Origin of the sequence: Butyricicoccus faecihominis (assembly GCF_024462775.1) — a bacterium.
Taxonomy (GTDB): Bacteria; Bacillota; Clostridia; order Oscillospirales; family Butyricicoccaceae; genus Agathobaculum; species Agathobaculum faecihominis_A.
Genome location: NZ_JANGCE010000028.1, coordinates 1 through 26,014, shown reverse-complemented (window position 1 = coordinate 26,014; position 26,014 = coordinate 1). Strand labels below are relative to the sequence as shown.

At 60.5% G+C, this 26,014-nt stretch carries 28 protein-coding genes; all 28 read left to right on the top strand.

Features of this window, described 5'->3' with window-relative positions; genetic code table 11:
- The first annotated feature begins 1 nt into the window (after nt 1).
- The 28 genes from NE562_RS13465 to NE562_RS13330 all read left to right on the top strand — a co-directional run bounded on the left by NE562_RS13465 (nt 2) and on the right by NE562_RS13330 (nt 25,767).
- Nucleotides 2–478 carry a hypothetical protein gene (locus NE562_RS13465; protein WP_280962950.1) on the top strand — a complete coding sequence of 159 codons (477 nt, stop codon included), beginning with the start codon at nt 2–4 and terminating at the stop codon, nt 476–478.
- Between the two features lie 326 nt (nt 479–804).
- Nucleotides 805–1,101 (top strand): flagellar hook-basal body complex protein FliE, encoded by a 297-nt coding sequence (gene fliE, locus NE562_RS13460; RefSeq protein WP_280962949.1) that lies wholly within the window; start codon nt 805–807, stop codon nt 1,099–1,101.
- A gap of 92 nt (nt 1,102–1,193) precedes the next feature.
- Complete coding sequence (locus tag NE562_RS13455; protein WP_280962948.1) at nt 1,194–2,777, top strand: flagellar M-ring protein FliF C-terminal domain-containing protein; 1,584 nt, start codon at nt 1,194–1,196, stop codon at nt 2,775–2,777.
- Entirely contained in the window at nt 2,774–3,817 is a 1,044-nt protein-coding gene (gene fliG, locus NE562_RS13450; RefSeq protein ID WP_419196011.1) for a flagellar motor switch protein FliG, read from the top strand. Before NE562_RS13455 ends, fliG begins: the two co-directional genes overlap by 4 nt.
- Nucleotides 3,801–4,502 carry a FliH/SctL family protein gene (locus NE562_RS13445; RefSeq protein ID WP_280962947.1) on the top strand — a complete coding sequence of 234 codons (702 nt, stop codon included), beginning with the start codon at nt 3,801–3,803 and terminating at the stop codon, nt 4,500–4,502. The genes fliG and NE562_RS13445 overlap by 17 nt, the downstream gene beginning before the upstream one ends.
- Nucleotides 4,489–5,808 carry a flagellar protein export ATPase FliI gene (gene fliI, locus NE562_RS13440; protein ID WP_419196010.1) on the top strand — a complete coding sequence of 440 codons (1,320 nt, stop codon included), beginning with the start codon at nt 4,489–4,491 and terminating at the stop codon, nt 5,806–5,808. Before NE562_RS13445 ends, fliI begins: the two co-directional genes overlap by 14 nt.
- Nucleotides 5,805–6,254, top strand: coding sequence for a flagellar FliJ family protein (locus NE562_RS13435; RefSeq protein ID WP_280962946.1), 450 nt, complete (start codon nt 5,805–5,807; stop codon nt 6,252–6,254). Before fliI ends, NE562_RS13435 begins: the two co-directional genes overlap by 4 nt.
- Nucleotides 6,255–6,361: 107 nt before the next feature.
- Nucleotides 6,362–7,504, top strand: coding sequence for a flagellar hook-length control protein FliK (locus NE562_RS13430; RefSeq protein ID WP_280962945.1), 1,143 nt, complete (start codon nt 6,362–6,364; stop codon nt 7,502–7,504).
- A gap of 16 nt (nt 7,505–7,520) precedes the next feature.
- Entirely contained in the window at nt 7,521–8,291 is a 771-nt protein-coding gene (locus NE562_RS13425) for a flagellar hook capping FlgD N-terminal domain-containing protein (protein ID WP_280962944.1), read from the top strand.
- A gap of 19 nt (nt 8,292–8,310) precedes the next feature.
- The gene (locus NE562_RS13420) at nt 8,311–8,706 is read left to right on the top strand and encodes a TIGR02530 family flagellar biosynthesis protein (RefSeq protein WP_280962943.1); all 396 of its coding nucleotides are present in this window, start codon (nt 8,311–8,313) and stop codon (nt 8,704–8,706) included.
- Nucleotides 8,707–8,783: 77 nt separating this feature from the next.
- On the top strand, nt 8,784–11,141 hold the full coding sequence (locus NE562_RS13415; protein ID WP_280962942.1) for a flagellar hook-basal body complex protein: 2,358 nt from the start codon (nt 8,784–8,786) through the stop codon (nt 11,139–11,141).
- Between the two features lie 80 nt (nt 11,142–11,221).
- Nucleotides 11,222–11,443 carry a flagellar FlbD family protein gene (locus NE562_RS13410; protein WP_280962941.1) on the top strand — a complete coding sequence of 74 codons (222 nt, stop codon included), beginning with the start codon at nt 11,222–11,224 and terminating at the stop codon, nt 11,441–11,443.
- Between the two features lie 4 nt (nt 11,444–11,447).
- Nucleotides 11,448–12,299, top strand: a complete 852-nt coding sequence (locus NE562_RS13405) for a motility protein A (protein ID WP_280962940.1) — start codon at nt 11,448–11,450, stop codon at nt 12,297–12,299.
- Nucleotides 12,300–12,333: 34 nt separating this feature from the next.
- Nucleotides 12,334–13,200 carry an OmpA/MotB family protein gene (locus NE562_RS13400; RefSeq protein ID WP_280962939.1) on the top strand — a complete coding sequence of 289 codons (867 nt, stop codon included), beginning with the start codon at nt 12,334–12,336 and terminating at the stop codon, nt 13,198–13,200.
- Nucleotides 13,201–13,233: 33 nt separating this feature from the next.
- Complete coding sequence (locus NE562_RS13395) at nt 13,234–14,214, top strand: flagellar motor switch protein FliM (protein WP_280962938.1); 981 nt, start codon at nt 13,234–13,236, stop codon at nt 14,212–14,214.
- Between the two features lie 13 nt (nt 14,215–14,227).
- Complete coding sequence (gene fliN, locus NE562_RS13390) at nt 14,228–15,286, top strand: flagellar motor switch protein FliN (RefSeq protein ID WP_280962937.1); 1,059 nt, start codon at nt 14,228–14,230, stop codon at nt 15,284–15,286.
- Nucleotides 15,287–15,293: 7 nt separating this feature from the next.
- Nucleotides 15,294–15,674, top strand: a complete 381-nt coding sequence (gene fliO, locus NE562_RS13385) for a flagellar biosynthetic protein FliO (protein WP_280962936.1) — start codon at nt 15,294–15,296, stop codon at nt 15,672–15,674.
- Entirely contained in the window at nt 15,671–16,462 is a 792-nt protein-coding gene (gene fliP, locus NE562_RS13380) for a flagellar type III secretion system pore protein FliP (RefSeq protein ID WP_280962935.1), read from the top strand. Before fliO ends, fliP begins: the two co-directional genes overlap by 4 nt.
- Nucleotides 16,463–16,496: 34 nt before the next feature.
- Nucleotides 16,497–16,760: a flagellar biosynthesis protein FliQ gene (gene fliQ / locus NE562_RS13375; RefSeq protein ID WP_280962934.1), complete on the top strand. Its 264-nt coding sequence runs from the start codon at nt 16,497–16,499 to the stop codon at nt 16,758–16,760.
- 2 nt (nt 16,761–16,762) lie between these two features.
- A complete protein-coding gene (gene fliR, locus NE562_RS13370; RefSeq protein ID WP_280962933.1) occupies nt 16,763–17,536 on the top strand; it encodes a flagellar biosynthetic protein FliR in 774 nt (257 codons plus the stop codon).
- A 33-nt stretch (nt 17,537–17,569) separates the two neighbouring features.
- A complete protein-coding gene (flhB, locus tag NE562_RS13365) occupies nt 17,570–18,631 on the top strand; it encodes a flagellar biosynthesis protein FlhB (protein WP_280962932.1) in 1,062 nt (353 codons plus the stop codon).
- Nucleotides 18,628–20,682, top strand: a complete 2,055-nt coding sequence (gene flhA, locus NE562_RS13360; protein WP_419196009.1) for a flagellar biosynthesis protein FlhA — start codon at nt 18,628–18,630, stop codon at nt 20,680–20,682. Before flhB ends, flhA begins: the two co-directional genes overlap by 4 nt.
- A gap of 37 nt (nt 20,683–20,719) precedes the next feature.
- On the top strand, nt 20,720–21,496 hold the full coding sequence (locus NE562_RS13355) for a sigma-70 family RNA polymerase sigma factor (RefSeq protein WP_280962931.1): 777 nt from the start codon (nt 20,720–20,722) through the stop codon (nt 21,494–21,496).
- A gap of 11 nt (nt 21,497–21,507) precedes the next feature.
- Nucleotides 21,508–22,260 carry a flagellar hook-basal body protein gene (locus tag NE562_RS13350; protein WP_280962930.1) on the top strand — a complete coding sequence of 251 codons (753 nt, stop codon included), beginning with the start codon at nt 21,508–21,510 and terminating at the stop codon, nt 22,258–22,260.
- A gap of 24 nt (nt 22,261–22,284) precedes the next feature.
- Nucleotides 22,285–23,013: a flagellar hook-basal body protein gene (locus tag NE562_RS13345; RefSeq protein ID WP_280962929.1), complete on the top strand. Its 729-nt coding sequence runs from the start codon at nt 22,285–22,287 to the stop codon at nt 23,011–23,013.
- A gap of 298 nt (nt 23,014–23,311) precedes the next feature.
- On the top strand, nt 23,312–24,709 hold the full coding sequence (locus NE562_RS13340) for an antitoxin (protein WP_280962928.1): 1,398 nt from the start codon (nt 23,312–23,314) through the stop codon (nt 24,707–24,709).
- Nucleotides 24,696–25,070 carry an EscU/YscU/HrcU family type III secretion system export apparatus switch protein gene (locus tag NE562_RS13335; RefSeq protein ID WP_280962927.1) on the top strand — a complete coding sequence of 125 codons (375 nt, stop codon included), beginning with the start codon at nt 24,696–24,698 and terminating at the stop codon, nt 25,068–25,070. The genes NE562_RS13340 and NE562_RS13335 overlap by 14 nt, the downstream gene beginning before the upstream one ends.
- Entirely contained in the window at nt 24,991–25,767 is a 777-nt protein-coding gene (locus tag NE562_RS13330; RefSeq protein WP_280962926.1) for a M15 family metallopeptidase, read from the top strand. The genes NE562_RS13335 and NE562_RS13330 overlap by 80 nt, the downstream gene beginning before the upstream one ends.
- Nucleotides 25,768–26,014 lie beyond the last annotated feature (247 nt).

Below are 26,014 nucleotides of genomic sequence, written 5' to 3'. Positions count from 1 at the left end.
TATGGAGTGGCCCATGGACGCGGAATATTTTGCCCAGCACATCCAGTGCTCCCGCAAGGATAAAGAGGAATGCCTGCGCATCATCCCGGCGCTCGCCACGGTGGCGTTCTCCGCGCAGGGCGGCGTAAAAACGCTCGAAGAGCTGATGGACGGCCCGTGGTCGCAGCAGGCGACGCCCTTTCTCAAAAAAGCGGTTCAGCTTTATATGGATGTGAAAAACGTCGAGCAGATCCGCCGCATCCTCTACCAAACCATTTTGGCTTCCGGCTATGCGGGGCCTCAGTTTTTGGAGGCCGTGCTCATCACCGAGGTGATGGCCGCGCTGTTTCTGCGCGAAGCCGATCCCGGCTTTATTTTCGGCTATCTCGCGCCTTCGTTTTTCGGTATCGAATACGAGGATATGGTGACTGATTGCTATCAAGCGTTTCGCCGCGAGTGGTTTGCCGCCAGAGAAGGCGGCGCGCCGCAGCAGGCGTGAACCGATGGCGCGGGCGCGGAACAAGTAAAAAGGTAAAAAACAAAGGCAGCTTCGGCTGCCTTTGTTTTTTACCTTTTAGTGGTATTTTTTACCTCGGCATGTAAAAATTTCGGCATAGTCTACAAAAACATCGACACGTTTCAACAGTTTCTCTTTACAAAATGTTGAAATAAGCTTATACTTATTGAAGATACATAAAAATATCGCCTTCATTGCAAAAGTGAACGAGTGTAACCACTATAACAAAAAAGCTTTTTTTGTGTAAAACAGTGGTTTCATGCAATGGCGGCCCATTTTTTTGAGTTTTGGAAAGCGAGGCGGCCAGAATGGTATTTATTCCGATCACCCCGATGGATCCGATCAAAACAGCGGCAAAGCCGGAAACCGTTCGGCAGCAGACGCAGATTCCCTTTGAAAACGTACTGGAAGACGCGGTGACCGCGCTGCAGCAGGCGCAGGCCACGGCCGAGGGGGACGCTTATCGTTTGGCGATCGGGGATGTGGACGATTTGGCGCAGGTACAGGTCAACATGCTCAAGGCGGAAAGTATGGTTCAAACCACTGTGCAGTTGACGACACGGATCGTGAACGCCTACAAGGAGATCATGCAAATGCAGGTGTGACCAAAACCGGGGGGAAACGCGTTTTGGTCTAACGATTCATAGGGGTGAGTGAAGTGGCTGCGAAGGAACACGGGAATACCGTAAAGGATTCCGTGATAAATATTAAAAATTACATTATCGCACTCCCCAAGAAACGAAAAATTTTTTGGGGAGCTTTTATCGTTGCGCTTTTGGTGTTCGCCGTGATCGTAACGGTCGCGCTGAACAGCAAAAAGAGCGACTATCGCGTGCTCTATTCCGGTCTGGAAACCGCCGAGGCTTCCTCTGTTTACAGCCGCCTGCAGGAGATGGGCGCGCAGCCGCAGATGGACGGTAACGGCGATATTTTGGTGCGCGCGGAATTGTACGACAAAAGCCTGCTGCAGCTTGCGAGCGAGGGCCTGCCCAAAAGCGGCCTTGCCTACGATGTGTTCGACAGCCATTCCGGCTTGACCACGACCGAGGCGCAGATGGATCAGTACAAGCTGTATCAGCTGCAGGACCGCATTCAGGATACGCTGAAAAAGATCGACGGCGTGAGCGGGGCCGCGGTGACCATCACCCCCGCGCGGGAAAGCGACTATATTTGGCAGCAGGCCGCGGAGGACAGCAAAGCCACGGCCAGCGTGCTGCTCACCCTGAAAAGCGGGGTGGAGCTGTCGCCCGCGCAGGTGCAGACTGTAAAAAATCTGGTTTCGGCCAGCATCTATAAGCTCGCCTCCGCCGATGTCGAGGTGGCGGACGCCGCCACCTTGAAGGAGCTCACCGGAACGGACGAGGAGCAGAGCGGCTACTCCGCCGGCAAAAATCTGGAGCTGGAGCAGATGGTGCAGCAGCATATCGAGGATAATATCGTGCGCCTGCTCACGCCTATCTACGGCAAGGACGGCGTGGTGGCCGTGGCCAAGATCACCCTTGATTTTGACGCCATGATGACCGAAAAGTACGATATGAGCGGCGTGCCCGACAAAAACGGCAAGCCGACGAATAACGGCTATGTGACGCACAGCAGTCAGGCGGGCGCGGTGAACGGCGAGGTATCGCTCTCCAAGGGCATCGCGGGCGAGGAAAACAACACCGATATCCCGGGCTATGTCTATGCCGACCCGGGCGCGGACGGCGGGGGCACCCGCTTCAGCCGCGACGTGACGATCGATTACAACTATATCAAGACCCAGATCGAGAAGGGCAACGCCGTGATCAGCCGCGCGACCATCGCCGTCATGGTGGACGATCCGACGCTCAACAACGTGCGCCGGCAGGAGCTGATCGATAACATTTCCAAGGGCGCGGATATCCCGCCCGCCCTGATCAGCGTGGGCACCTTCCGCACCGCTGCGGCGGATGCGCCGGGCACGCCCGCGGAGGATGAAAACCAAGCGCTGACCTTAACCGGAATTCCGTGGTGGGTCTGGGCGATCGTGGGCGGCGTGATCCTGCTTATCGTCATTTTGGTAACGGTCCTTTTGCTCGTCCGGCGCAAAAGGCGGCGGCAGGAGGACGCGCTGCTGGAAGCGGAGCTGGAAGCCGAACGGCGGCTGGCGGAGGAGACCGCCCAGCGGCAGCCCGCCCCCGAAGTTGTCAGCGAGGACAGCGGCAGCGAGATCATCAACGAGGTCCGCAATTTCGCAAAAACCAACCCGGAGATCACCGCGGAGCTGCTTCGCACTTGGTTAAAGGAGGCGGATGAATCGTGAGTGAGGAAACGATACAGGCCGCCGTGCCGGAGGAAAGCGGCAAAAAGGGCCTTTCCCCCGTGACCAAGGCGGCGGCGGTCGTCGTGGCGATGGGCGCGGAATCGGCTTCGTCCGTTTATAAATACCTGCGCGAGGATGAGATCGAAGCCATCTCGCTCGAGGTAGCGCGGCTTAAGCACCTGCCCACGGCGGAGCTGGAAGCCGTTATGGAGGATTTTTACGGCCTCTGCGTCACGCAAAAGGTCATTTCCGAGGGCGGCGTGGATTACGCGCGCAATATTTTGGAAAAAGCCTTCGGCACGCAGCGCGCCGGGTCCTATATGGAGCGCATCCGGCAGGCCATGCAAAAGCATCCCTTTGAATTTGTGCGTAAATCCAGTTACCGGGGCCTCATGATGATGCTGCAAAACGAGCACCCGCAGACCATTGCGCTCATCCTGTCCTACGCCCGGTCGGAGCAGGCCTCGCAGGTGGTTTCCGCGCTTCCGCGCGAGGTGCAGCTCGATGTGATCCAGCGTATCGCGAGGCTGGAAAGCGTGTCGCCCGAAATTGTTCATATTGTGGAAAAGGTGCTGGAAAAGCGCTTCTCGGGCATTGCGTCCGACAATCTGGCCGAGATCGGCGGCGTCAACTACGTGGCCGATATCATGAACCACACCGACCGGACAACGGAAAAACGCATTTTCGACGAACTGGGCCAGAAGGATCCCGAGCTTTCCGAAAATATCCGCAAGCTCATGTTCGTGTTCGAGGATATCGTCAAGCTGGACGACATGGATATCCAGCGCTTCCTGCGCGAGGTCGACAGTCAGGATCTGGCGATCGCCATCAAGGGCTCCAACGAAGAGGTCAAGAGCATCCTGCTGAGCAATATGTCCAAGCGCGCGCAGGAAAATATCCTGACCGATATCGAATACTTGCACAACATCCGTATGCGGGACGTGGAGGAAGCGCAGCAGCGCATCGTAAACATCATCCGTTCTCTGGAGGAGAGCGGCGAGATCACCATTTCCAGAGGAGGGGATGAGATCATTGCCTGATATCCTGAAACAGGCGGCCTTCCGGGAGTGGGAGGATGCGGTGTGCATCCCGGATATCGACCTTTCCCCGCCGCCCGAACCCGAACCGCCGGAACCGGAAGAAATACCGCCCGAACCGCCCACCCCACCCACGCGGGAGGAAATGGCCGTTCTTTTTGCAGAGGAACTGGAAAAGGTCAAGGCCGAGGCGGCCGAGCGCGCCTACGCGGACGCGATCCATCAAAAGCGCGGCGAGCTGCGCGAGGCGCTGGATCGTGTGGACGCACTGCTGATCGAGCTGCAAGAGCAGCAGGATCAATATATGGAACAGTACGCCAGAGAGCTGAAATATCTGGCGGTGGACATCGCCGAAAAGGTGATGCTGCAAAAGCTCGCGGAGGACGATCTGGCGCTCGCGCCGCTGGTGTTAAAGACGGTCTCCTCCGTCAAGCACTCCCGCTGGCTGACCGTGGACGTGTCCGAGCGGCTGGTCGGTCTGGTGGGTTACTTAAATGAAGAACTGAAAAAACCGGAATACCGCGGCACCGCGGAGGTCGCCCCCACGCCCAGCCCGGACGACACCTGCCGTGTGAATACAGACGAAGGCACGCTGGTGGCCACGCTGTCCGTGCAGACGGGGCACCTGCGCGAGGCCTTTGCCGATATGGACGCCGGTACGGGAGAGACGCGCAATGAAGCACCATGATTTGGATATGAGCCGTTTCCGCCGTATGGTGCATTTGAGCGATCTTTTGGATCACGAAGGGCGCATCAGCAAGATCGCCGGTATGACGCTGGAAGCCACAGGCCTTGCCTGCAGCATCGGCGATATCTGTACCATCCGAAGCGACCGGGAGGATAAAACGCTGGTCTCCGAGGTCGTCGGGATCGCGGAAAACCGGGTCTATCTGATGCCTTATCAGGAAACGGACGGGATCGGCTTCGGCTGTCCCGTGCGCAATACGGGCCGCAAGCTGACCGTTCGGGTCAGCGACGAGCTGATCGGCCGCACCGTGGACGCGCTGGGCGTGCCCATTGACGGCGGCGGGCCGGTCACAGGCGGCGACACCATCTCGATCGGCGGCACGCCCGCCAACCCGATGGAACGCCCGCCCATCAGCGAACCCATGGAGATGGGGGTCAAGTCGATCGACGGCCTGCTCACCATCGGCAAGGGACAGCGTATGGGCATCTTCGCGGGCAGCGGCGTGGGCAAGTCCACGCTGATGGGCATGATCGCGCGCAACGTCAAGGCGGATATCAACGTGATCGCGCTCGTGGGCGAACGCGGGCGCGAGGTCGTCGAATTCATGAACCGGGATCTAGGGCCCGAAGGGCTGGCCCGTTCGGTGCTGGTGGTGGCGACCTCCGACCAGCCGGCGATGATGCGCTTCAAATGCGCGATGACCGCCACCTCGATCGCGGAATATTTCCAGCGCCGGGGGCGGCATGTGCTGCTGATGATGGATTCGCTCACGCGCTTTGCCATGGCCCAGCGCGAGATCGGGCTGGCCACCGGCGAAGCGCCCGTGGCCAGAGGCTATACCCCTTCGATCTATTCCGCCCTGCCCAAGCTGCTCGAGCGCTCCGGTAATTTTGAGACCGGATCGATCACCGGCATTTACACCGTGTTGGTCGAGGGCGACGATACCAACGAACCCATTTCCGATACCGTGCGCGGCATTATCGACGGGCATATCATCCTGTCGCGCCGCCTCGCGGCGAAAAACCACTATCCCGCCATCGACGTGCTGGGCAGCGTCAGCCGTTTGATGAACGAGATCGCCTCGCCCGAACATGTGCAAACGGCGGGACAGATTCGCAACATGATGTCGATCTACCGCGATAACGAGGATCTGATCTCCATTGGCGCGTATAAAAGCGGCACCAACCCCGAGCTGGACACCGCCGTGGCCCATATGGGACGCATCAACGGGTTCCTGACGCAGCGGGTCGAGGAAAAGATCGATTTTGAACAGACCATGCAGCTGTTGGAGGAAGTCATTCGATGAAAAACTTCAAATTCAGTCTGGAGCGGATGCGCTCCTATAAAAACCAGCTGCTCGACCGGGAGAAGGACGCGCTGGCCCGCTGCCGGGCACGGGAGCGGGAGATCGAAGCGCAAATGCGCGCCCTATCCGGCGAGCTGCAGCAAAAATCGCACGAGCTGGCCGAGCGCCAGCGCCAAGGCATGGATTCGGGCGAACTGATGGTCTACCGCTTGTATCTGGAAAACGGCCGCCGCAGCGGGGAACAGCTCCGGCAGGCGCTCGAAGCGGCCCGGCAGGCGTCGGAAGCACAGTTGCAGGTCGTGGTGGCCGCCTCGCAGGAGGTCACCTCGCTGGACAAGCTGGAGGACCGCCAGCGGGAGGAATACCGCTTAGAAGAAGGCAAGGAACGCGAAAAGATTCTTTCTGAATTTGTATCCTCACAGGTGATCCGCAGCAGAAGCGTATAAACGCGTCGCGCGGATACGCCCATTCTTTCGTTCGATTCGCGCGCACGGCACTTGGCCGCGCCGCGCGATCGATATAGATATCTTCAGGGAAAGGAGGTGAGAAAGAGATGGAACAAGTGAATTTGCGAAGCGAAGCCAGACTGAACGCGGGGCTGGAACAGCTGCGGCGCGGTCTGGGCACAGAGCCGGCGGGCGATCCGTTCATGGCGATCTTCCAAAGCATGATGGAGCAAATGACCGAAAACGGCGGCGAAGGGCTGCTGCAGGACGGCGACCCGGAGCAACTGGAAGGCGCGATGGCCGAACTGCTGGCCGCGATGGGCACGGCGGACGGCGGCGACGCCGAGCAGCAAGCGCGCGCGATGATGAGCGAGCTTGCCGGTATGGCGCTGATACAGCCCGTGATGCGGCCCGATCAGCCCGGCGCGGTGGTGCAGGCGGCAGGCGTATCCGGCGTATCGGACGCGGCGGCGCGGCGCGAAGGCGCGGCCACACAGCCTTTCGCGGAATCCGGCGCGGCGCAGACAGAGCAAGCGGCGGCGGGCGACGAGCAGGTACGGGTGCTCGAGACCTCTTACGTCGAGCAGCCGTCGGGTCGGCAAACCGACAGCGCGGCGCAGGATTATCAGGCGGAAGGCCGGTTCCGCAGCGCGGTGCAGGCGGCCAAGCGGCAGTTGGAGCAGCCCACGGCGGAAAACAGCGCGGCAGGGCGGCAGGATTTGGCGGCGACCGAAGGGGCCAAACACACAGACTTTACCGAAACCCTCCGGGAAAACCGGGAGACCGGCGAAGCGCCTCCGCTATCCCGGCAGCTGGACGAGGGCCTGTCTCGCGAGATGGCGCTTGGGCGAAAGGAATTCAGCATGAAGCTGAAGCCGGAATCGCTGGGCGAGATCACGGTCAAGCTCACGGAAGCGGAAGGGAAAACCACCCTGTCCATCCTAACGGCAAGCACGGGCACGGCCAAGGCGATCAATCACGAGCTGGCGGCGCTGCGGGAAGCCATGCGTCCCATGGGCGTAGAGGTGCAGCAGGCGGTGCCAAAGGCGGCGGAAAATGCCGGCGCGCAGGCGCAAAGCCAGCAGTTCGACATGGCGCGCCAATTCGCGCAGCAGTTTGGCGGCCAGCGGCAAAGCTTCCACGGGCAAAACCAAAACGTATTCTACGGCGAAAAAGCGGCGCGGGACGATCCCATGCAGCTGTTTTCAGCCCCGGCCCTGATCCGGGCGGGACTGGATACCTACATTTAAAGAGAGGAGGATGGATATGGGCGTTGGCAATGTATCGGGTCAGGAACGGGCCATGGGCAAATCAAGCGGCGTTTATGACGCGGTGTTTACCGATAAGACCGATAATTCGACCATGGATCAGTCCGATTTTCTCAAGCTGATCGTGGCGCAGATGCAAAATCAGGATTTTATGAACCCGATGGACAACAACCAGATGGTCGAACAGATGGTGCAGTTCTCCAACATGCAGCAGATGCAGGAGATGGCAGGCTATGCCCGCAGCAACTACGCCATGAGCCTTGTGGGCAAAACGGTGACCGCCTCCCGCTTTAAGGTGAACGGCGAACTGGACACCACCACGGGCCCCGTGCAGCGGATTTCACTGGTGGACGACGAATATGTCGTCTATGTGGGCGGTAAAAAGTATAGCATGAACCAGATCATGGATGTGTCGAACGGCGTATCGTCCGGCGTCAGTCTGGTCACCCCCACCAACTATTCTGTAAAAACCGAGGATGTGGACAGTTCATCGGCCACCGTCAAGTGGGAAGTGCCCACGGAGGACGAAGCGTCCGCTGCCGGCCTGCGTTACACCGTCTATTACGGCAAGGAAGGCCCGTTTGACACCGTCGAGGCAGTCGAAGCTGGCACCATGGCGGGCCCCAAGGAGCAAAAGGCAGTCACCAGCCAATCGATCGACGGGCTCGAAGCGGAGACCGGCTACTATATCAACGTGGTCGTGACCGATCAAAACGGTGAGAAATCGGTCTACAAGCCGGTGACCATCAAGACCAAGCGGCAGGATTGACGCGGAAGGAGGAGATCGCATGGATGAGATCAAATTTTATCGCCCGATCATAACGGGAACGCCGATCCTACCCGGCGGACAGGCCCCCGGCCGGACTGCGGAGCAGCAGGAATCGGGAGAGTCCTTCCAAAACGTACTCAAGCGTCAGCTGCAGGAGACAAGCGGCGTGGCGTTTTCCAAGCATGCCGTCAAGCGCACCATCGATCACCAGATCGAGCTGGACGAGGACAGCCTCAACCGTTTGGGCGAGGGCGTCAAGCTGGCGGAGGAAAAGAACCTAGAGGATACCCTGATCCTAGTGGACCGGACCGCCTTTCTCGTCAATGTAAAAAACCGCACCGTGATCACCACGGTGGACAGCAGCGACATGAAGGGCAATGTATTTACCAACATCGATGGAACCGTAATTGTTTAAGCCGGACCTTTTGAGGAGGCTATTTTCGCGCCCCGACTGACTGACGGGCGCGGCGGTTCCCGGAAAAGGAGTTTCAAATGAACAGAGCCATGTTTTCAGGCGTGGCGGGCATGAAAGCCCACCAGACCAAAATGGACGTAATCGGCAATAACATTGCCAACGTCAATACATACGGTTATAAATCCCAGCGCGCCGTGTTCAGCGATATTTATTATCAGACCCTCAGGGGCGCGTCCTCCGGCAGCTCGAGCCGCGGCGGCGTCAACCCTTCCAGCGTGGGCTACGGCTCGACGCTGAACGCCGTTCAAACGCAGATGACCCAGTCCAGCATGCAGAACACCGGTTTCGGCATGGACGTGGCCATCACCGGCGAAGGCTTTTTGCAGGTCATGGACCCGGACGGCAACATTTTCTACACCAAGGCCGGTATGCTCGACTATGATTCCAACGGCTACCTGACCGATATCAACGGCAACTTCGTTCTCGGCGCGACCAATGTGGACGGCAAGCCCGGCACCAAGAAGATCAAGCTCGATAATATCGGCTCGGTCAACTCCAAGCAGCCGGAGGATACGCAGGAGATCAACGGCGTCAAGTACACCGTCAAGTCCTCGAACGCGTCCAAGTACGGCAACGTGTCCTTCACCCTCGGCGCCAGCGAATCGCTGCCCGCGGGCCAGCGCGCGCACGCCACCATTTCGCCCAACGGCGCGGTGACCGTGCAGCTCAACGCCTTCGAGTCCTTCACCTCGATGGCGGACCTGAACAGCGCGGTCAACGCGGCCATCGTGGAGGCGAACGGCGGCAAGCAGCTTGCGGCAGGCAGCTTTACCATTTCGGCGGATAAAAACCTGTTCGGCACCAGCTCGACCAACGGCACCTTTACCGGCAACGCCTTCAAGCAGGCGGCTACATTGACCGCGGGCAGCAGCTTCTTCCAAGGCCTTTCAATCAAGGATATCAATATCCCGCAGGGCATTGGAGATGCCCAGTATAATTTTGAAGTGACCTATAACGCGGCGGATTCCAACCCCTATACAATCAAGGCGACCTTTGGCGGCATGACGTATGAGGGAAAATTCAAGCCCAGCGATACCGGCATCACCATGAAGCCCGCCTCGGGCGACGGCTCGATCAGCCTGTCGGTGACCGACGCCGCCAAGTTCCGGGACGCGCTCAGCCCGTTCAACGCCAATCCGGCGCAAACATTGATCAAACAGGCGGACGGCACACCGCCCAAGTTCTTTATGGGCGGCGCGAGCATCAGCGTAAGCAACAACTTCGCTGGACAGGGCGCGCTGACCTTTGAATGCACCAATATCAGTGCGGATGGTAAGATTGATGTTACCGCCAAAACCGCCAGCGGTAAAACCTACAAATGCACCGGCGCGTCGTTTGGCAGCACCGTAACGCTGTCCACCGGCAGCGACGCGGACGGCACCATTTCGCTCTCCATCCCCAGCAAGGATACCATGCTGAAAAACTTTGGCGTGGCCGAAGCTGGTTTGAATACGGCCATCCAGAACAGCCTTGGGCATCACAACTACAGCGCGGTGCCCGCGCAGGACGCCGTTACCGAAGCGCGCACGGGCGCGGAGATTGCCGGAGGCACCTTTGATGTGACCGGCGGCAAGGTGACCGGCACGGGCGCGAACAACCTGTTCGGCGGCCTGATGACGTTCCAGAAGAGCAGCAACGACTTTTCCGGCGAGGGCACCGTGAACAACGTCACCGCCACCTTTACCGATAACGGAACGGACGCTCCGTTCTGGACGGTCGCCATGAGCCTTGGCGGCAAGACCTATGAAGCGAAGATCGATGAAAACACCACCGCGGCCTCGATTCTGATGAAGAGCAGCAGCGGCGACTATCTCCAATTCACCAACCCCGGCTATGACGCGCTGGGCGAACTGAGCAAGACCCAAAACGGCGCGGACGCCGCCGACGGCTCCAAGGCCGAAGGCCTGACCGGCGGACAAGAGCTCGACATCACGGCCGCCGAGCCGTCGCGCGATCTCGGCCTCGGCACCACGAGCTTCGCGCTGGTGGGCGGCACCGAGGGCGGCTCGATCTCGCTCGACCAGCTTGCCAGCATTTCGATCGGCTCGGACGGCATCATCACCGTCAACCACGCCGAAAAGGGCACGGTGGCCGCGGGCAAAATTTCGCTCGCCACCTTCTCGAACCCGGCCGGCTTGCAGCTGGTGGGCAATAACTACTACACCACGACCGCGAACTCCGGCGACGCCAAGCTGGCCGATCCGGGCAGCAGCGGCACCGGCGCGCTCAAGAGCAGCGCTCTGGAAATGAGCAATGTCGACCTTTCCTCCGAATTTGCCGACATGATCACCACCCAGCGCGGCTTCCAAGCAAATTCCCGTGTCATCACGGTAAGCGACACCATGCTGGAGGAGCTCATTAACCTCAAGCGGTAATATCGCGCGCAAAACGCGCATCCGCGCCCGCCCGGCGGGGGCAGACCCGCCGGACGCGGGATCGGAAAGGAGCCCTGAACATGATTACGTTAACAAAACTGAACGGCGTGCCTTTCGTCCTAAACGACGATCTGATCGAGACCATAGAGCGAACGCCCGATACCACGATCCATCTGACGAACGGCCACTTGCTGATCGTGCGGGAAACGCTCGAGGAGGTCGTGGACGAGGTGGTCGCGTTCCGCAAAAGACTGCGGGCCGGCCTGCCCGGCAGGGTAGAAAATGGGGAAGGCAGGAGCTGAGACCGTGAGAAAGAAATCTGACTTGATGTCCATTTTTGGCCTGATTTTGGCCGTTTGCGTCATGGTGATCGGTATCATGCTGGTGCAGACCGATGAGGGCTTCCATATGGAACCGCTCCGCTTAAAGATGTTCCGCGATCTGCCCAGCGTTTTCATTGTTTTGGGCGGCACGCTGGGCGTGCTGATGATCTCCTTTCCGCTTTCTCAGCTCACGAAGATCCCCAAGCATCTGAGCATCATTTTCCATCCGACCCAGTACGATCCCCAGCAGTACATCGAAACGCTGGTCGAGTGCGCGAAAAAAGCCCGCATCAACGGCCTGCTCGCGCTGGAGGAAGAGCTGGACGGCATGGAGGACACCTTTTTGCGCGCCAGCCTTTTAATGGTCGTCGACTCGGTCGACCCGGAAAAGGTCAAGGCGCAGCTCGCCGCATGGATGGACAATATGGAGGAGCGCCACGCCTCGGAGCGCACCTTTTATGAAAAGGGTGCGGCCTACGCGCCCGCCTTCGGTATGATCGGCACGCTGATCGGCCTGATCAACATGATGGACAAGCTGCAGGAAGTCGAGTCCGTCGGCCCGAACATGGCCGTCGCGCTGGTCACCACGTTCTACGGCAGCATCCTGTCCAACGTGGTCTTTATGCCGATCGCCAATAAGCTGCGCGTCCGCCATGAGGAGGAGTACCTCTGCAAGCTCATCATCTGCGAGGGCGTGGAGGCGATCCAAGCCGGTGAGAACCCGAAGTTTATCGAGGAACGCCTGACCAACATCCTGCCCGTGTACCGCCAGCAAAAGCTGGACGAGCAGGGCGAGGAGGCTGGCTCCGGCAGATCCCGCAAGACGCGGGGCTAAGCCCAACTGGGGCGGAAAGGGGGCGTCAGGCGCCATGAGAAACAGAAAGCGACTGGGCGATGAAACGGATACCGGCACCTGGCTGAACACCTATGCCGATATGGTGACGCTGCTGCTTACCTTTTTTGCCGTTATGCTCAGCTTTTCCTCGGTCAATGAGGAGAAGTTCAACGCTTTTGTCGAATCCCTGCAAGCGCGCTACCCGGATGTCACCGTGAGCGATTCCGGCCCGGGCAATCAGGGCCTTGGCGGCACGGGAGAACCCGGCATGGGCGGCTCGGGCGACAATTTAGGCTCCATTCAGGATCTGAACGAGCTGTATTACAGCCTAGACAGCTTTGTCAACGAGTCCGCCATGCAGGACGATGTGCAGCTGGTCAAGAGCGACGATGTGCTTTACATCCGTTTTAACAACAGCATGCTGTTCCAGCCGGACAGCGCAAAGCTGCTGCCCGGCAGCGAGCCGGTGCTGGAAAAGGTGGCGGGCGCGCTGAAGCAGTGCGAAAGCCAGATCCAGCACATCAACATCTGCGGTTATACCGCGTCGACGGGCGACCCGAACTACGGCGTGTCCAGCTGGATGCTGTCCGGCGAGCGGGCCGCCGCCGTGGCCGATTATCTGGATGGGAAGCAGGGCTTTCCCGAGGATAAGATGATTGTGATGGGCTACGGCAACACCAACCCTGTTAAGGACAACGGCACCGCCGAAGGGCGGCAGGCAAACCGCCGCGTCGAGCTGGTGATTATCGGCAACAGTCTGGACAACGCGGAACTGAAAAGCTTTTACGACAGCGGCTACTACCCCACCTACGGCGGGGCGGAGGATCTGCTGAACCCCGGCGCCCCCTCTGGCGGCCGGGCGGGAGACGTGGAAAAGAACGTTTCCCCCTATGACGACTGAGGCGCGCCACGGAAGAAAGGGGTTATAAGCCGAATGGAAGACATGGAGACCCGGCAGGGGGACGCCGCCCAGAGCTGGGCGGGCCGGCTGGAACGGGTAGAGGTAAAAAAACCGGCTGAAATCAAGGCATATGACTTTTCTTCACCGAAAAAGTTCACCAAGGATCAGCTCAATTCGCTGACCAGCCTATATGAGCATTTCTGCCGCATGATCTCCTCGTACTTCACCAACGTGCTGCGCACCATGTGCGAGGTAGGCGTGGCGAAGATCGAGGAGCAGCGGTATACCGAATTTGGAAACTCCCTATCGGATACCGCGCTGGTCGGTGTGATCGATTTTAAGCCGCTGGACGCCCGGTATGAGGAAAGCAACCTGCTGCTCGATATGTCCACCGCGTTCGGCTATTTGTTGGTCGAGCGCCTGATGGGCGGCTCGGAAGCGCCGTGGGTACCGGCGCGGACCTATACCGAGGTTGAGCTCGCGCTGCTGCGGTATGCGATGGAGCATTTATCCGACTACCTGCGCGAGGCGTGGGGCAGCTACCTAGAGGTAGAGACCGCGCTGCGCAGCGTGGAGACAAACGGCAGGCTGCTGCAGGCTTACTCCCCGCAGGATGTGGTGGTGAGCGTCACCCTAAGCTTGGAGGGCGAGGGCTTCGGCGGCACCATCCGCATCTGTATGCTGGCGGAAAATCTAGAAAAGCTGATCCACAGCTTTGCACAGCGGTACACCCGGGCGGTCAAGCACCCGGACCCGCAGCTTGAAATTCAGAAAAAAGACCTGATGATGGACTACTTAAAGCGTTCCGACCTAGAGCTCTGCGCCATTTTGGATCAGTGCGAAATGAATCTTGGAGACATCCTCCGCATTCAGGTGGGCGACGTGATCACGCTGAACAAACGAATCAGCGATAACATATGCGTCACCGTGGAGGGCGTACCCTGGTACCATGGGCGACTGGGGGAGACCGACAGGAAAAAGGCGGTCAAAATCGTGGATGTAGCAGAGAATTAAAGTGAGGGATACCATGATGGGCAGTGTAGAGCAGAATAAGGGCGGCATGCACCTTGACGATAAGGCGCTTCTCGCCGTGAGGGACGGCCTTGGCGGCGCGCTGGCTTCGGCGGGGTCGGCCCTGTCCGGCATGCTGAACCGGCAGGTGAGCCTGCGAGAGGAAGGCGTGGAGCAGGGCGTTTTCGGCGCGCTCCGGGTACCGGAGCTGGGCGAAAGCCTTGCGTTTCAGGTAACCGCCGGGGACGACGCGGAACAGAAGGGCCTTGTGCTGCTTCCGCAGGACGACATGCGGCAGGTGCTGGGCATCCTGATGGGCGGCGATCCCGCCGCCATGGAGGGCATGCCCTTTGACGAAATGAACATGTCCGCGGCCATGGAGGTGGTCGGTCAGGCGCTGGACGCCGCGGCCGGTGCGCTGGCCGCGCATATGGGGCGGCCGGTGCGCTTTGCCGTGGAGCAGGGCGTGGCGGTCGATTCTCCGGCGGAATTCGCGGCGCTGTTGCCCGCGGGGCGGCCGCTTCTGTCGCTGACCGGCGTGCAGAGCATCCGGGACGTGCTGGAAGGGCGGCTGTGCTGCCTGATCCCGGCGGAGCTGGGCCTCGCGCTGGCGGACAGCCATAGCGAGCCCGCGCCGGAAATGCCCGCGCCGTCCGCGCCGGCCCCCGCGCCCGCGCCGGCGGAGCAGAATCTCGCGCCCGTGCAGGCCGCGCCCCCGGCGGCGCAGACAGCGCCCGAGCTGGACGTGCGCCGTCCCCGGTTCCCTCAATTCACCGACCAAAGCAGCGCGGTGCAGGCGCTGACCAGCGTGAACGCCAGCCTGCTGATGAACGTGCCGCTCGATGTGTCCATCGTCATCGGCAAGACCAAACGGCGCATCCGCGATATTCTGGAATTTGGCCCGGGCACCGTCATCGATCTGGACAAGCAGACCGGCGCGCCCGCCGAGATCGTCGTAAACGGCCAGCTGTTGGCCTATGGCGATGTGATCGTGATCGGCGACAACTACGGCGTGCGCATCACCGAGATCGTGGGCACCAAGGATTTGCTCGATTCGCTGAATATGTCGAGGTGATAGGGCGGTGAACTGGGAGCAAGGGAAGGCCATTCTGGCCATGGGCGGCACGCTGGCGCTGATGCTGCTCACGCTGCTCGGCGCTTGGTGGGTCTCGCGTTTGGTGGGCCGCGCCGGACAACTGAAAATGCCCGGCGGCAGCCGGGTCACGGTGCTGGAACGCACCCCCGTGGGCCGGGACAGCTCGCTCGCCGTGGTGCGGGCGGGCGACCGCGTCCTGCTTTTGGGCGTTACCCCGCACCAGATCCAGAAGCTGGACGAGCTTGACCCCGCGCTGTACCCGGAAGGGGAGGCGGCACGCACGCCGCCGGATTTTATGGATTGCCTGAAAAAGGCCGTGCGGGAAAAACGGGGAAAACAAAACGGGGAGGACGGGCCGCGCCAATGACATGGAACACGCAAATTCAGCCGGGCGACGAAGCGCCCCGGCGCATGCTCGCCCTGAAACGGCTGCTGCCGGTTTCGGCCGCCGCGGCCGCCGCGTTCACGGCCCCCGCGGCAGCGGCCTCACTAGAGATCAACACCAGCGGCGCGGGCGGCGCGGATACCATGCAGCTTTTGTTTCTGTTCGCGGTCATCGCGCTCGCGCCTACGCTGCTGCTCATGATGACCAGCTTCACCCGCATCGTCATCGTGTTTTCGCTGCTGCGCAACGCCATCGGCTTACAGCAAACGCCGCCCAATCAGGTGCTGATCGGCTTGGCGCTGGCGCTGTCGCTTTTCATCATGTCGCCCGTTCTGGGCGAGATTAACGAAGCCGCGATCGAGCCGCTAAACCGGGGCGAGATCACCCAGCAGCAGGCGCTCGCCAATATGCAGCAGCCGATCAAGGTGTTCATGCTCAAGCAGACCCGCTCGGCTGATCTGAACCTGTTCTGCTCGCTCGACGGGCAGGAGGAATTGGACGTATCAACCCCCGAAAACCTGACCGAGCTGCCGCTGCACGTGGTCGTGCCTTCATTCGTGACGAGCGAGCTCAAGCGGGCGTTTACCATGGGTTTTCTGTTATACCTGCCCTTCCTCGTGATCGATATGGTGGTATCCTCCACCTTGATGAGCATGGGCATGGTGATGCTGCCGCCCTCCATGATCTCGCTGCCCTTTAAGCTGATGCTTTTTGTGGTGGTAAACGGTTGGAGCCGCGTCATGGAGATGCTGGTGAGCAGCTTCTATTAGCGTATTTGATTCTTAAACGAGGGGAGGTGGCCGCATGGCCCAGCAGGATGTGCTGGTGGTATTTGGAGAAACAATCGGGCTGATCTTAAAGCTTTCCGCGCCGCTGCTGATCGTCAGCATGGCCGTCGGCCTTCTGATCTCCGTTTTTCAAGCGGCCACGCAGATTCACGAGCAAACCATCACCTTTGTGCCCAAGATTCTGCTCACGGCGCTGCTCCTTCTGGTGCTGGGTTCGTGGATGCTCACCTCGCTCAGCGATTTTTTTGAATCCCTTATGACCCTGATGGCGGGGCTGTGAGTATGAGCTGGGAGATCACATACGGCGCGTTTTCGGCCGTGCTGCTGGCTTTTTGCCGCATGGGCGGCGCGCTGTTCTTCAACCCCGTGCTGTCCCGCCGCAGCGTGCCCGCCGGCATCCGGGCAGGGCTTGCGCTCGGTCTGGCAATCATCGTCGCCCCTCTTAAAGGGGGCGGAATGCCGCAGGAGCCTGCGGCATTCCGGCTGATCATGCTCTCGGCGCAGGAACTCATGATCGGGGTCGCCTGCGGCATTGTTTTGCAGTTCTTTTTCTATCTGCTTTTTTTCGCGGGCGATGTGATCGACACCGGCTTCGGCCTGTCCATGGCCAAGGTGTTCGACCCGGGCAGCAGCATTCAAATGTCGCTGTCTGGCAACCTGCTGCAGCTGCTGTTCATCCTTTATTTCTTCGCAACGGACAGCCACTTGCTGCTCATCCGCGTGATGACCGCGTCGTACGACGTGGTGCCCATGGGGGCGGCGCGGCTGACCGGCGCGGTCGGCAGCGTGCTGGCGGGGCTGTTCGTCACCGCCTTTGACCTGATCATGCGCCTAACCCTGCCCTTTCTGGCGGCTTCGTTCGTTTTGGAGCTGTCCATGGGCATTTTGATGAAGCTGATCCCGCAGATCAACGTGTTTGTCATACATTTTCAAACCAAGATCCTGCTGGGCATGGTCCTTCTGTTCCTCTTTGCCGTGCCGGTGACAGAATTTATGAACGGGTATATCGAAACGATGTTCGCCAGCATGAGCGACCTTTTGAAAGCGTTCGCGTAGACCGATCAACGCGGGGAAGGGGGGAACACAGCCGTGGCCGGTGAGAAAACCGAAAAAGCAACACCCAAACGAAAAGCGGACGAACGAAAAAAGGGCAATGTGTTCCTCAGTCAGGAAGCCGTTACCGTGGCCTCGCTGCTGTCCTGCTTTCTCGCGCTCAAGGTGCTTTCGCCCTCCATCCTGCGCAATATGGAAGGGCTGCTTACTGATTATATCGACCTGTGCGCCGTGACCGAGGCGGTCGGCCCCGGCGATCTGCTCCCGTTCTTTTCGGACGCGTGCCGCGTGTTCGCGCTCACCGCCATGCCGCTGCTGCTGCTTTGCTGCGCGGTGGCCGTGGCGATCACCATGTTCCAAACGCGGGGCCTGTTTTCGGCTAAGGCGTTTTCCTTCAAGGGCGAGCGCATCAACCCGCTCGCCGGCCTGAAAAAAATGATCTCCATGCGCGGGCTGGTCGAGCTGCTCAAGTCCATTTTGAAGATCTCGGTACTTCTGTACCTGCTGTACATCACGCTGGAAAAGGAAATACCCGCCTTGGCCCGCCTGATGGATATGGAGCCCGGGCAGGCGCTCATCAGCGCGGGCGGGCTGGTGCTCTCCATCGCGCTCAAGGCCGGGGTGATCTTCCTGTTCCTCGCCGCCGCGGATTATTTATACCAGTGGTGGGAATACGAGAAAAACCTGCGCATGACCAAGCAGGAGGTCAAGGAAGAGTATAAGCAGCTCGAAGGCGATCCCCAGATCAAGGGCGCCATCCGCTCGCGCCAGCAGCAAAAATCCCGCCAGCGCATGATGCAAAACGTGCCGAACGCGGACGTGGTCATTCGTAACCCGACCCACTACGCCATTGCCGTGAAGTACGACAGCAGCAAGAACCGCGCCCCGGTCGTGCTGGCCAAGGGTGTGGACGCGCTGGCCCTGCGCATCGTCAAAACCGCGGAGGACGCGGGCGTGTATGTGACCGAGAACCGGCCGCTGGCCCGCGCGCTCTATGAATCCGTCGATCTGGATCAGGAGATCCCAGAGCAATTCTATCAGGCCATTGCCGAGGTGCTGGCCTTTGTATACAGCTTGAAAGGGAACGGCAAAGCATGAAACGCATGAAACTGCTCAACAACTTCATCGCGGTGTTCGTCCTGCTCATCGTGACCCTGCTCATCGTGCCGCTGGGTACGCAAGTGCTGGACTTTATGTTCATCCTGAATCTGGCGCTTTCCCTTATCATCCTGCTCACGACCATGTACATCAAGGAGCCGCTGGAGTTTTCCATTTTTCCCTCCCTGCTGCTCATCACCACGCTGTTTCGCCTAGGCCTGAACGTATCGTCCACCCGCTCCATCCTGACGCGCGAGGGCTACGCGGGCGAGGTCATCGCCACCTTCGGCCACTTTGTGATTCAAGATAACGTGGCCGTCGGCCTTGTGGTGTTCCTCATCATCGTGCTGGTGCAGTTCATCGTTATCACCAAGGGCGCCGAGCGCGTGGCCGAGGTATCCGCCCGCTTTACGCTGGACGCGATGCCCGGCAAGCAGATGGCGATCGACGCGGACCTGTCCTCCGGCCTGATCGACGAGGCGCAGGCCCGCGAGCGCCGCAGCAAAATCCAGCGCGAAGCCGACTTTTTCGGCTCCATGGACGGCGCTTCCAAGTTCGTCAAGGGCGATGCGATCATCTCCATCGTGGTCACCTTCGTCAACCTGATCGGCGGCCTTGTGGTCGGCCTGCTGAACGGGCAGGGCGATATCGGCTCCATCGTCAGCATTTATTCCACCTCTACCGTGGGCGACGGCCTGATGAGTCAGATCCCCGCGCTGCTCATTTCGGTGGCGACCGGCATGATCGTCACCCGTTCCGCGTCGGACGCGGACCTGAACACCGATGTGATCAAACAGTTTACCTCGCAGCCGCTGGTGCTGGTCATCGCGGGCGCGGCGCTGCCGCTCCTGTGCCTGATCGGCTTCCCCGTGCCGCAGGTGCTGCTGCTTTCCGCGTTGCTGCTCGTGGGCGGCACGCTGCTGCTGCGCAAAAGCCGCGCCGCGTCCGCCGCTTTGGAGCAAGGCCCGCCCGTGACCGAAGAGGTCACGAGCGAGGTGAGCTTTTACAAGAACCTCGACAATGTGTACGGCCTTCTCAATGTGGACCCCATCGGCGTGGAGGTGGGCTACAGCCTGCTGCCGCTGGTGGATCAATCGAGCGGCGGCAACTTCCTTGACCGCATCGTCATGCTGCGCAAGCAGTTTGCCGATGAAATGGGCATGGTCATTCCGTCCGTGCGCCTCAAGGATTCCAGCCAGCTCAACCCCAACCAGTACGAGATCAAGCTCAAGGGCGAGCGCGTGGCCGTCGGCGAGGTGCTGATCGACCATTATCTGGCCCTTGCCCCGGCGGACGGACCGGATAACATCGATGGCATCGAGACCGTGGAGCCCGCCTTCGGCATGCCGGCCAAGTGGATCAGCGAGGATAAAAAGCTGCGCGCCGAGGTAGCGGGCTACGTGCTGATCGATCCGACCTCGGTCATCATCACCCATTTGTCCGAACTGATTCGCAAGCACGCTTGGGAGCTGCTCACCCGGCAGGAGGTAAAGCGCATTCTGGACAACCTGAAAAAAACGAACGATACCATTGTGGACGATACCATCCCTTCGTCCGTATCGCTCAACGAGCTGCATAAGGTGCTGCGGGGCCTGCTGCGGGAGGACATCCCCATCGGCGATATGGAGACCATTTTGGAGACCCTGTCCGATTACGCGCCCAGCGTGAAGGACAGCGACATGCTCACCGAATACGTGCGGCAGGCGCTGCGGCGCACCATCACCCGCCGCTTCTCCGAAGCGGGGCAGATGAAGGTGCTCAGCGTGGACGGCGGGCTGGAAAACCTGATTTTGAACAACGTTAAAAAACTGGACGGCGGCGCTTATCTGGCGCTGGAGCCGAACACCATTCAAAAGATCATCGCCGCGACCACCGATAAGCTGACCCAGATGAAAAAGCTGGTGCAAACGCCTATCATCCTCACCTCTCCGGTGGTGCGCGTGTATTTCAAAAAGCTGCTCGATCAATTCTATCCGGATGTGACCGTGCTGTCCTTCAACGATATCGACAGCAACGTGCAGATCCAGTCCCTTGGCATGATCGAGATTTAACCCGCGGGCCCGTTCCCGGCGGAAAGGAGGGCCGGACATGGCTCTGGATAAATTGCAGACCGGCGTTTGTCTGGCCGATCCGGAAGGCGTGATGCTGCGCTACAAGGAATCGGGCGACGCCGAGCTGCGCAATCAGCTGGTGCTGCACTACGCCGCGAACGTCACCGCCGCGATCCGCAGCATGCGTTCCATTTTGCTCTCCCGCATTCCGGCGGAGGATTTTTTCAATCAGGGAATCGTGGCGCTGATGGAGTGCATCGAGAAGTACGACCCCGACCGGGGCGCGAGCTTCGAGACCTTTAGCTTCCGCGCGGTGCGGGGCGCGCTTTTAAACTACCTGCGGCGGCAGAATTGGCTGCCCAACCGCGTGCAGGCCGCGCGGCGCGATATACTGAGAACCGCGGAGGAGCTGCGGCAGACCCTGCTGCGCGAGCCGACCGACCGCGAGCTGGCCGACGCCATGGGGCTGAGCGAGCAAAAGCTCGGCCAATATCTGGGCGAAATCGCCGCGGTAGACGCGGTATCGCTCGAAGCGCTTTTGGACCAAACGGGCGAGGCGCTCCTTGCCCGGCCCCACGCCCCGGCGGACGGCCCGGAGGGCGGCCTGATGCGGGAAGAGCTGACCGCGGCACTCGGCGCGGCGATCGAAGCGCTGCCGCCCCGGCAGCGGCAGGTAATCACCCTGTGCTATTATGAAAACCTAAACCTGCGCGAGATCGGCGAAGTGCTGGATCTGACCCAACAGCGGGTGTCGCAGATCCGCTCGGCGGCGATCGCTTCGCTGGGCGAGGTACTAAAGGATTATATCGATTAGGAGGATACGCCATGCTATCCGGTTTTTACACGGTCGCGTCCGGCATGCTGAGTCAGCAGCGCGATCTGGACGTGATCGGCAACAATCTTGTCAACCAGCAAACGCCCGGCTACCGGGCGGACCGTACGCTCATCTCCCCCTTTGAAATGGAGCTTGCCACCCGCCGCGAGGCTTCGGGCGACGCGGCGTTAGGGCGCGGCGCGCCCGCCGCCGTGGTGAGCGAAGTGGCGACGCTGATGCAAAACGGCGACCTGCGCGAAACCGGCCGCTCGTTCGACCTTGCCATCAACGGCGACGGCTTTTTCAACATCCGCGCGGAAAACGGCCAGATCATGCTGACGCGCGGCGGCAATTTCGATACGGATGAAAACGGCGATCTGGTCTTGCCCGGCGTGGGCCGCGTGCTCGGCCGGAACGGCGACACGCTCCGCGTCGGCGGCCCGGGCTTCCGCGTGGACGAGACCGGTCAGGTCTACAATCAGGACGACCGCCGCGTCGGCTCGCTGATGCTCACCGCGCCGGAAGAGGGGTCTGCGCTTACCAAGTTGGACGGCGGCCTGTTCCGCGCGCCGCAGGGCGCGAACATGCGCATCGTGAACGACGCGCATTTGGTGCAGGGCAGCCTCGAGCTGTCCAACGTCAATATGGAGCAGGAACTGACGGGCCTGCTCGCCACCCAGCGCGCGTTCCAAAGCTGCAGCTCCGCTTTGCAGATCATCGATGGGATGGACCGCAAGGCCGCTTCGCAGATCGCTTCAATTTAAATTCGGAAGAGGGAGAAATTAATTATGAAAGCCGCATTTTACGCCGGCGCTTCCGGCCTTTCCGCTTATCAGCAATCCATGAACACCATCGGCAACAATCTGGCCAATACAAATACCGTGGGCTACCAGAAGGAAACGACGGCGTTTGAGGATCTGCTCCATACCGATATGTACGCCAATACCGACCGCGCGCCGCTTACCGGCAGCGGCGTGCGCACCGTGTCCACCGGCGTGCTGGTGGGGCAGGGTAGCCCGCAGCTCACCGGCGGCGAATTGGATTTCGCCATCGTCGGTAACGGCTTCTTCGCCGTCAATAACGATGGGGATATCGGCTACACCCGCAACGGCGCGTTCGCCATTTCGGTCGAGGGCAGCCGGGATTACCTGTGCACGATCGACGGCGCGCAAGTGCTCGACCGGCGCGGCAACCCAATCCGCGTCACCCAGCAGGACGACGGCTCGATCGACACCGGCGATTTGATTGACCGCATCGGCGTGTTCCGCTTCGACAACCCGAACGCCCTGACCCCCGCCATGGGCAGCGGCTACACGCCGAACGAGTTTTCCGGCGTGGCCGAGCGCGCGGACGAGGATTCCTACGACCTGCTGCACGGCTTTTTGGAAGGCTCGGGCGCGAATATGATGGACGGCATGATGGATATGCTGTCCGCCCAGCGCGCCTTTCAGGTCTGCGCCCGGGTGGTGCAGACCTCGGACGAGATGGAGCAGGTCGTGAACGGCCTGCGGCGGTAGAACCCTATTCGTGGCGGACTGCCTCGCCGCAACGATATTATTTTGTTCAGCGCTATTCAGGTTGTCATCCTGAGGCCGTTAGGCCGAAGGATCTCGCGCGGACGCGCGACGCTTACGTGGACCCCGCGCGTTCGCGCGAGATCCTTCGCTACGCTCAGGATGACAAATTGTTGAAAAAGGCCTCAACGGAATGACATTGTTGCCGCAGTCCGCCGCGTTTTTTTGCCCGCGCCGCTTTCGTTTTGCGGTTTTCATATCATAATCTAATCAGGAACATTTTTGGAAAGGGGGCGTCGCCTTGGCGGAGCTGCTCAAAGTAACCACACCGCTCGTCAGTCAAAGTCAAGCGGTGCCGCCCAAGCAGGGGGCCGACCCGGTCAACCCCTTTAGCCTGCAAGCCACCAGCCGCGTGTTGCAGCCCCATAACCAAAGCGATGTGCTGGCCCAAAACAACGGCTTGAACGGCGGCGAGGGCGCGGCCATGCTGATGGACCTGTTAAAGGACCCGTCGGTGGCGGCCACGTATCTTAAGAACATTTTCCTGCTGGAAGAGGTTTTCAAGCTGCTTCCCGCGAATAACGAAACCGTTACCACCGAGCTGGAACAGCTTTTCGGCGGCCTGCTGGCGCAGCCGGGGGATGTTGCGGCCGAGCTGGTGCGGCAGGGGGAGGACGCGACCGTGTTCCGCGGCCCGTTTTTCGATTTTCTGCGCGAACTGAGCGATTCCGCGCCCTCCGGTTCCGAGCTGCCGGGCGCGGTGGCCAATTTGCTGAAAGCCATGAACAGCAGCCTTGGCCGCCGGGACGTGCTGGACGCGGCGGCGAATAATTTGGGTTTTCTGTCCAAAAGCCTTGCCCCCAGCGCCGATCTGTCCGGGCGGCTCGCCGCGTTGTCTGAGCGCTTCCGGCAGGAGGACGCGGGCGATAACTTTGCCCAGCTAAAGGACGAAGCGCTCGCCCTGCTGCGCGAGGTGAGCGAAAGCATCCTGTATTCGCCCAAGCTGGCGAAAAACCTGTCCATCACGGTATACAATCTCTCCCGCTATAACGACAGCGGCGAGTTTTTGGACGACGCGGCGGCCTATTTGCGCCAGCTGCTGCCCGCGCCCCAGCGGCGCGAGCTATCGCGTTTTCTGGCGGACTTTCGCGCCGGCTTTACCGAGGGCACGCGCGGGAGCGGCTCCCGGGTCATGGAAACGCTCACGCAGCTAATCGGGCGGCAGTCCGGCAGGGAAGGGCTTTCCGCCGGGGACGAAGCCAAGCTGGACGGCATTCTGCACAGCCTGCTGTCCTCGCCGTGCAATTTCACGCCGCTTTTGCACTTCGTCGTGCCCACCTTGTTTGAAGACGTGCGCGCCTTCGCGGAGGTTTGGATCAACCCGGAAAGCGGCGAGGGCGAAATGCCCGAGGGCGCGGCGGGGGGCCGCCACCTGCTGCTGGTGATCGATGTGGAGGGTGTGGGCCGGTTTGAAGCCGAGCTGTTCTTCTACCGCCGCACGGTCGATCTGGCGATCTACGCGCCGCCCGGCATGGAAGCGCTGCTGCTGCCGCTGCGGCGCAGCCTGCCCGGCAAGCTGGCGGATGGGGCCTACCATTTGGGCCGCATGACGGTGGCGGCGCTGGAAAAGCCCCGCTCGCTGATGGATGTTTTTAAAACCTTGCCGTATAAAAGGGTGGGTGTCGATGTCAAAGTCTGAACAGAGGGCGGTTGCCCTGAAATACAACGCGGATCAGGATATGGCTCCGGTGGTCATTGCCTCCGGCTATGGGCGCGTTGCGGAAAATATCATCGACGTGGCCGAGCAGCGCGGCATTCCCGTTTACCGGGACGACAGCGCGTCCTCCCTGCTTTGCATGCTGGAAGTGGGCGCGCGCATCCCGGAGGAGCTGTATCAGGTGGTCGCCACCATTTACGCGGAGATTTTGTCCGTCGCCGCCCGATCAAGGGCCGCCGGCGGCGGAAGGGAGGAGGAGCAACGTGCCAAGGAGATACGGCCAAACGAACCAGCCGGGGAACCGGCGGGAGCAGCCCCCGGCGAAACCGGCGCCGAAGCGTAAGCGCCGCGCCGTGCCCGCCGTTTTGCTCATTATGGTGCTTGCGGCGGCGCTGTTCTTCCTGCGGTGGAAGGTGTGGCCCGCAAAGCCGGCCGATCAAACCGAGCCGGACGCGGCTTCCGCCGAAGCGGTGCAGGAGCAGCCCAAGCGGTGGAGCCTGCTGCTCGTCGGCGCGGATAAGCCGCTCGACCGGGCCTTTACCCTCGACCTGCAAAAGGTGGAGGATATCCGGGTGGACGCGCGCATCGGCGATCTGGTCAAAATGATGCTGGCCGCCGCCAAAGCGGACGGCGTGGAGCTGAAAATCTGCTCCGGCTACCGCAGCGTCAGTCAACAGACGAAGCTTTATCAGGATAAGGTAAAGGAATTTACCGATAAGGGCGCTTCCGAGGATAAGGCCAAGAAAAAGGCGGGCCGCACGGTGCAGCCGCCCGGGTGCAGCGAGCACCACATCGGCTTGGCGCTCGATATCGTCGCGCCTTATCATCCCACGCTGGACGAGGGCTTTGCGGAGACCGCCGCCTTCCAGTGGCTCAAGGATCACGCGGCGGATTACGGCTTTATCCTGCGCTATCCCAAGGAAAAAGAGGATATCACGGGCATCGACTACGAGCCGTGGCATTACCGCTATGTCGGCCCGGAAGCCGCGCTTGCCATGAAGGAATCCGGCGAATGCTTGGAGGAGTATGTGGGGAAGTAGCGGGGCTTGCTATGTTCGCAATAAAATGCGCGGCGGTAGCCGCGGGGGGACGGTCGCGCCGCCCGGCGCGGGGGCATCAATAACATTTAGTTAAGGGAAACGCATAGGAAAAAACAAGGGAATCACCGAGCTAGTAGGGCGCGACGCCCCCGGCGCGCCGTCTCGAAGGGATGTAACACTTCCTGAGAAACTATGTCCCTTCGCTCGGCCGTACCAGCCTGTTTGATGCTCTCACTTATCCCGGTGC

Coding starts and splice junctions, on each gene's coding strand:
- NE562_RS13465 (WP_280962950.1), top strand. CDS start 2: ATGGAGTGGCCCATGGACGCGGAATATTTTGCCCAGCACATCCAGTGC.
- fliE (WP_280962949.1), top strand. CDS start 805: ATGGTATTTATTCCGATCACCCCGATGGATCCGATCAAAACAGCGGCA.
- NE562_RS13445 (WP_280962947.1), top strand. CDS start 3,801: ATGAGATCATTGCCTGATATCCTGAAACAGGCGGCCTTCCGGGAGTGG.
- fliI (WP_419196010.1), top strand. CDS start 4,489: ATGAAGCACCATGATTTGGATATGAGCCGTTTCCGCCGTATGGTGCAT.
- NE562_RS13435 (WP_280962946.1), top strand. CDS start 5,805: ATGAAAAACTTCAAATTCAGTCTGGAGCGGATGCGCTCCTATAAAAAC.
- NE562_RS13430 (WP_280962945.1), top strand. CDS start 6,362: ATGGAACAAGTGAATTTGCGAAGCGAAGCCAGACTGAACGCGGGGCTG.
- NE562_RS13425 (WP_280962944.1), top strand. CDS start 7,521: ATGGGCGTTGGCAATGTATCGGGTCAGGAACGGGCCATGGGCAAATCA.
- NE562_RS13420 (WP_280962943.1), top strand. CDS start 8,311: ATGGATGAGATCAAATTTTATCGCCCGATCATAACGGGAACGCCGATC.
- NE562_RS13415 (WP_280962942.1), top strand. CDS start 8,784: ATGAACAGAGCCATGTTTTCAGGCGTGGCGGGCATGAAAGCCCACCAG.
- NE562_RS13410 (WP_280962941.1), top strand. CDS start 11,222: ATGATTACGTTAACAAAACTGAACGGCGTGCCTTTCGTCCTAAACGAC.
- NE562_RS13400 (WP_280962939.1), top strand. CDS start 12,334: ATGAGAAACAGAAAGCGACTGGGCGATGAAACGGATACCGGCACCTGG.
- NE562_RS13395 (WP_280962938.1), top strand. CDS start 13,234: ATGGAAGACATGGAGACCCGGCAGGGGGACGCCGCCCAGAGCTGGGCG.
- fliN (WP_280962937.1), top strand. CDS start 14,228: ATGATGGGCAGTGTAGAGCAGAATAAGGGCGGCATGCACCTTGACGAT.
- fliP (WP_280962935.1), top strand. CDS start 15,671: ATGACATGGAACACGCAAATTCAGCCGGGCGACGAAGCGCCCCGGCGC.
- fliQ (WP_280962934.1), top strand. CDS start 16,497: ATGGCCCAGCAGGATGTGCTGGTGGTATTTGGAGAAACAATCGGGCTG.
- fliR (WP_280962933.1), top strand. CDS start 16,763: ATGAGCTGGGAGATCACATACGGCGCGTTTTCGGCCGTGCTGCTGGCT.
- flhA (WP_419196009.1), top strand. CDS start 18,628: ATGAAACGCATGAAACTGCTCAACAACTTCATCGCGGTGTTCGTCCTG.
- NE562_RS13355 (WP_280962931.1), top strand. CDS start 20,720: ATGGCTCTGGATAAATTGCAGACCGGCGTTTGTCTGGCCGATCCGGAA.
- NE562_RS13350 (WP_280962930.1), top strand. CDS start 21,508: ATGCTATCCGGTTTTTACACGGTCGCGTCCGGCATGCTGAGTCAGCAG.
- NE562_RS13345 (WP_280962929.1), top strand. CDS start 22,285: ATGAAAGCCGCATTTTACGCCGGCGCTTCCGGCCTTTCCGCTTATCAG.
- NE562_RS13335 (WP_280962927.1), top strand. CDS start 24,696: ATGTCAAAGTCTGAACAGAGGGCGGTTGCCCTGAAATACAACGCGGAT.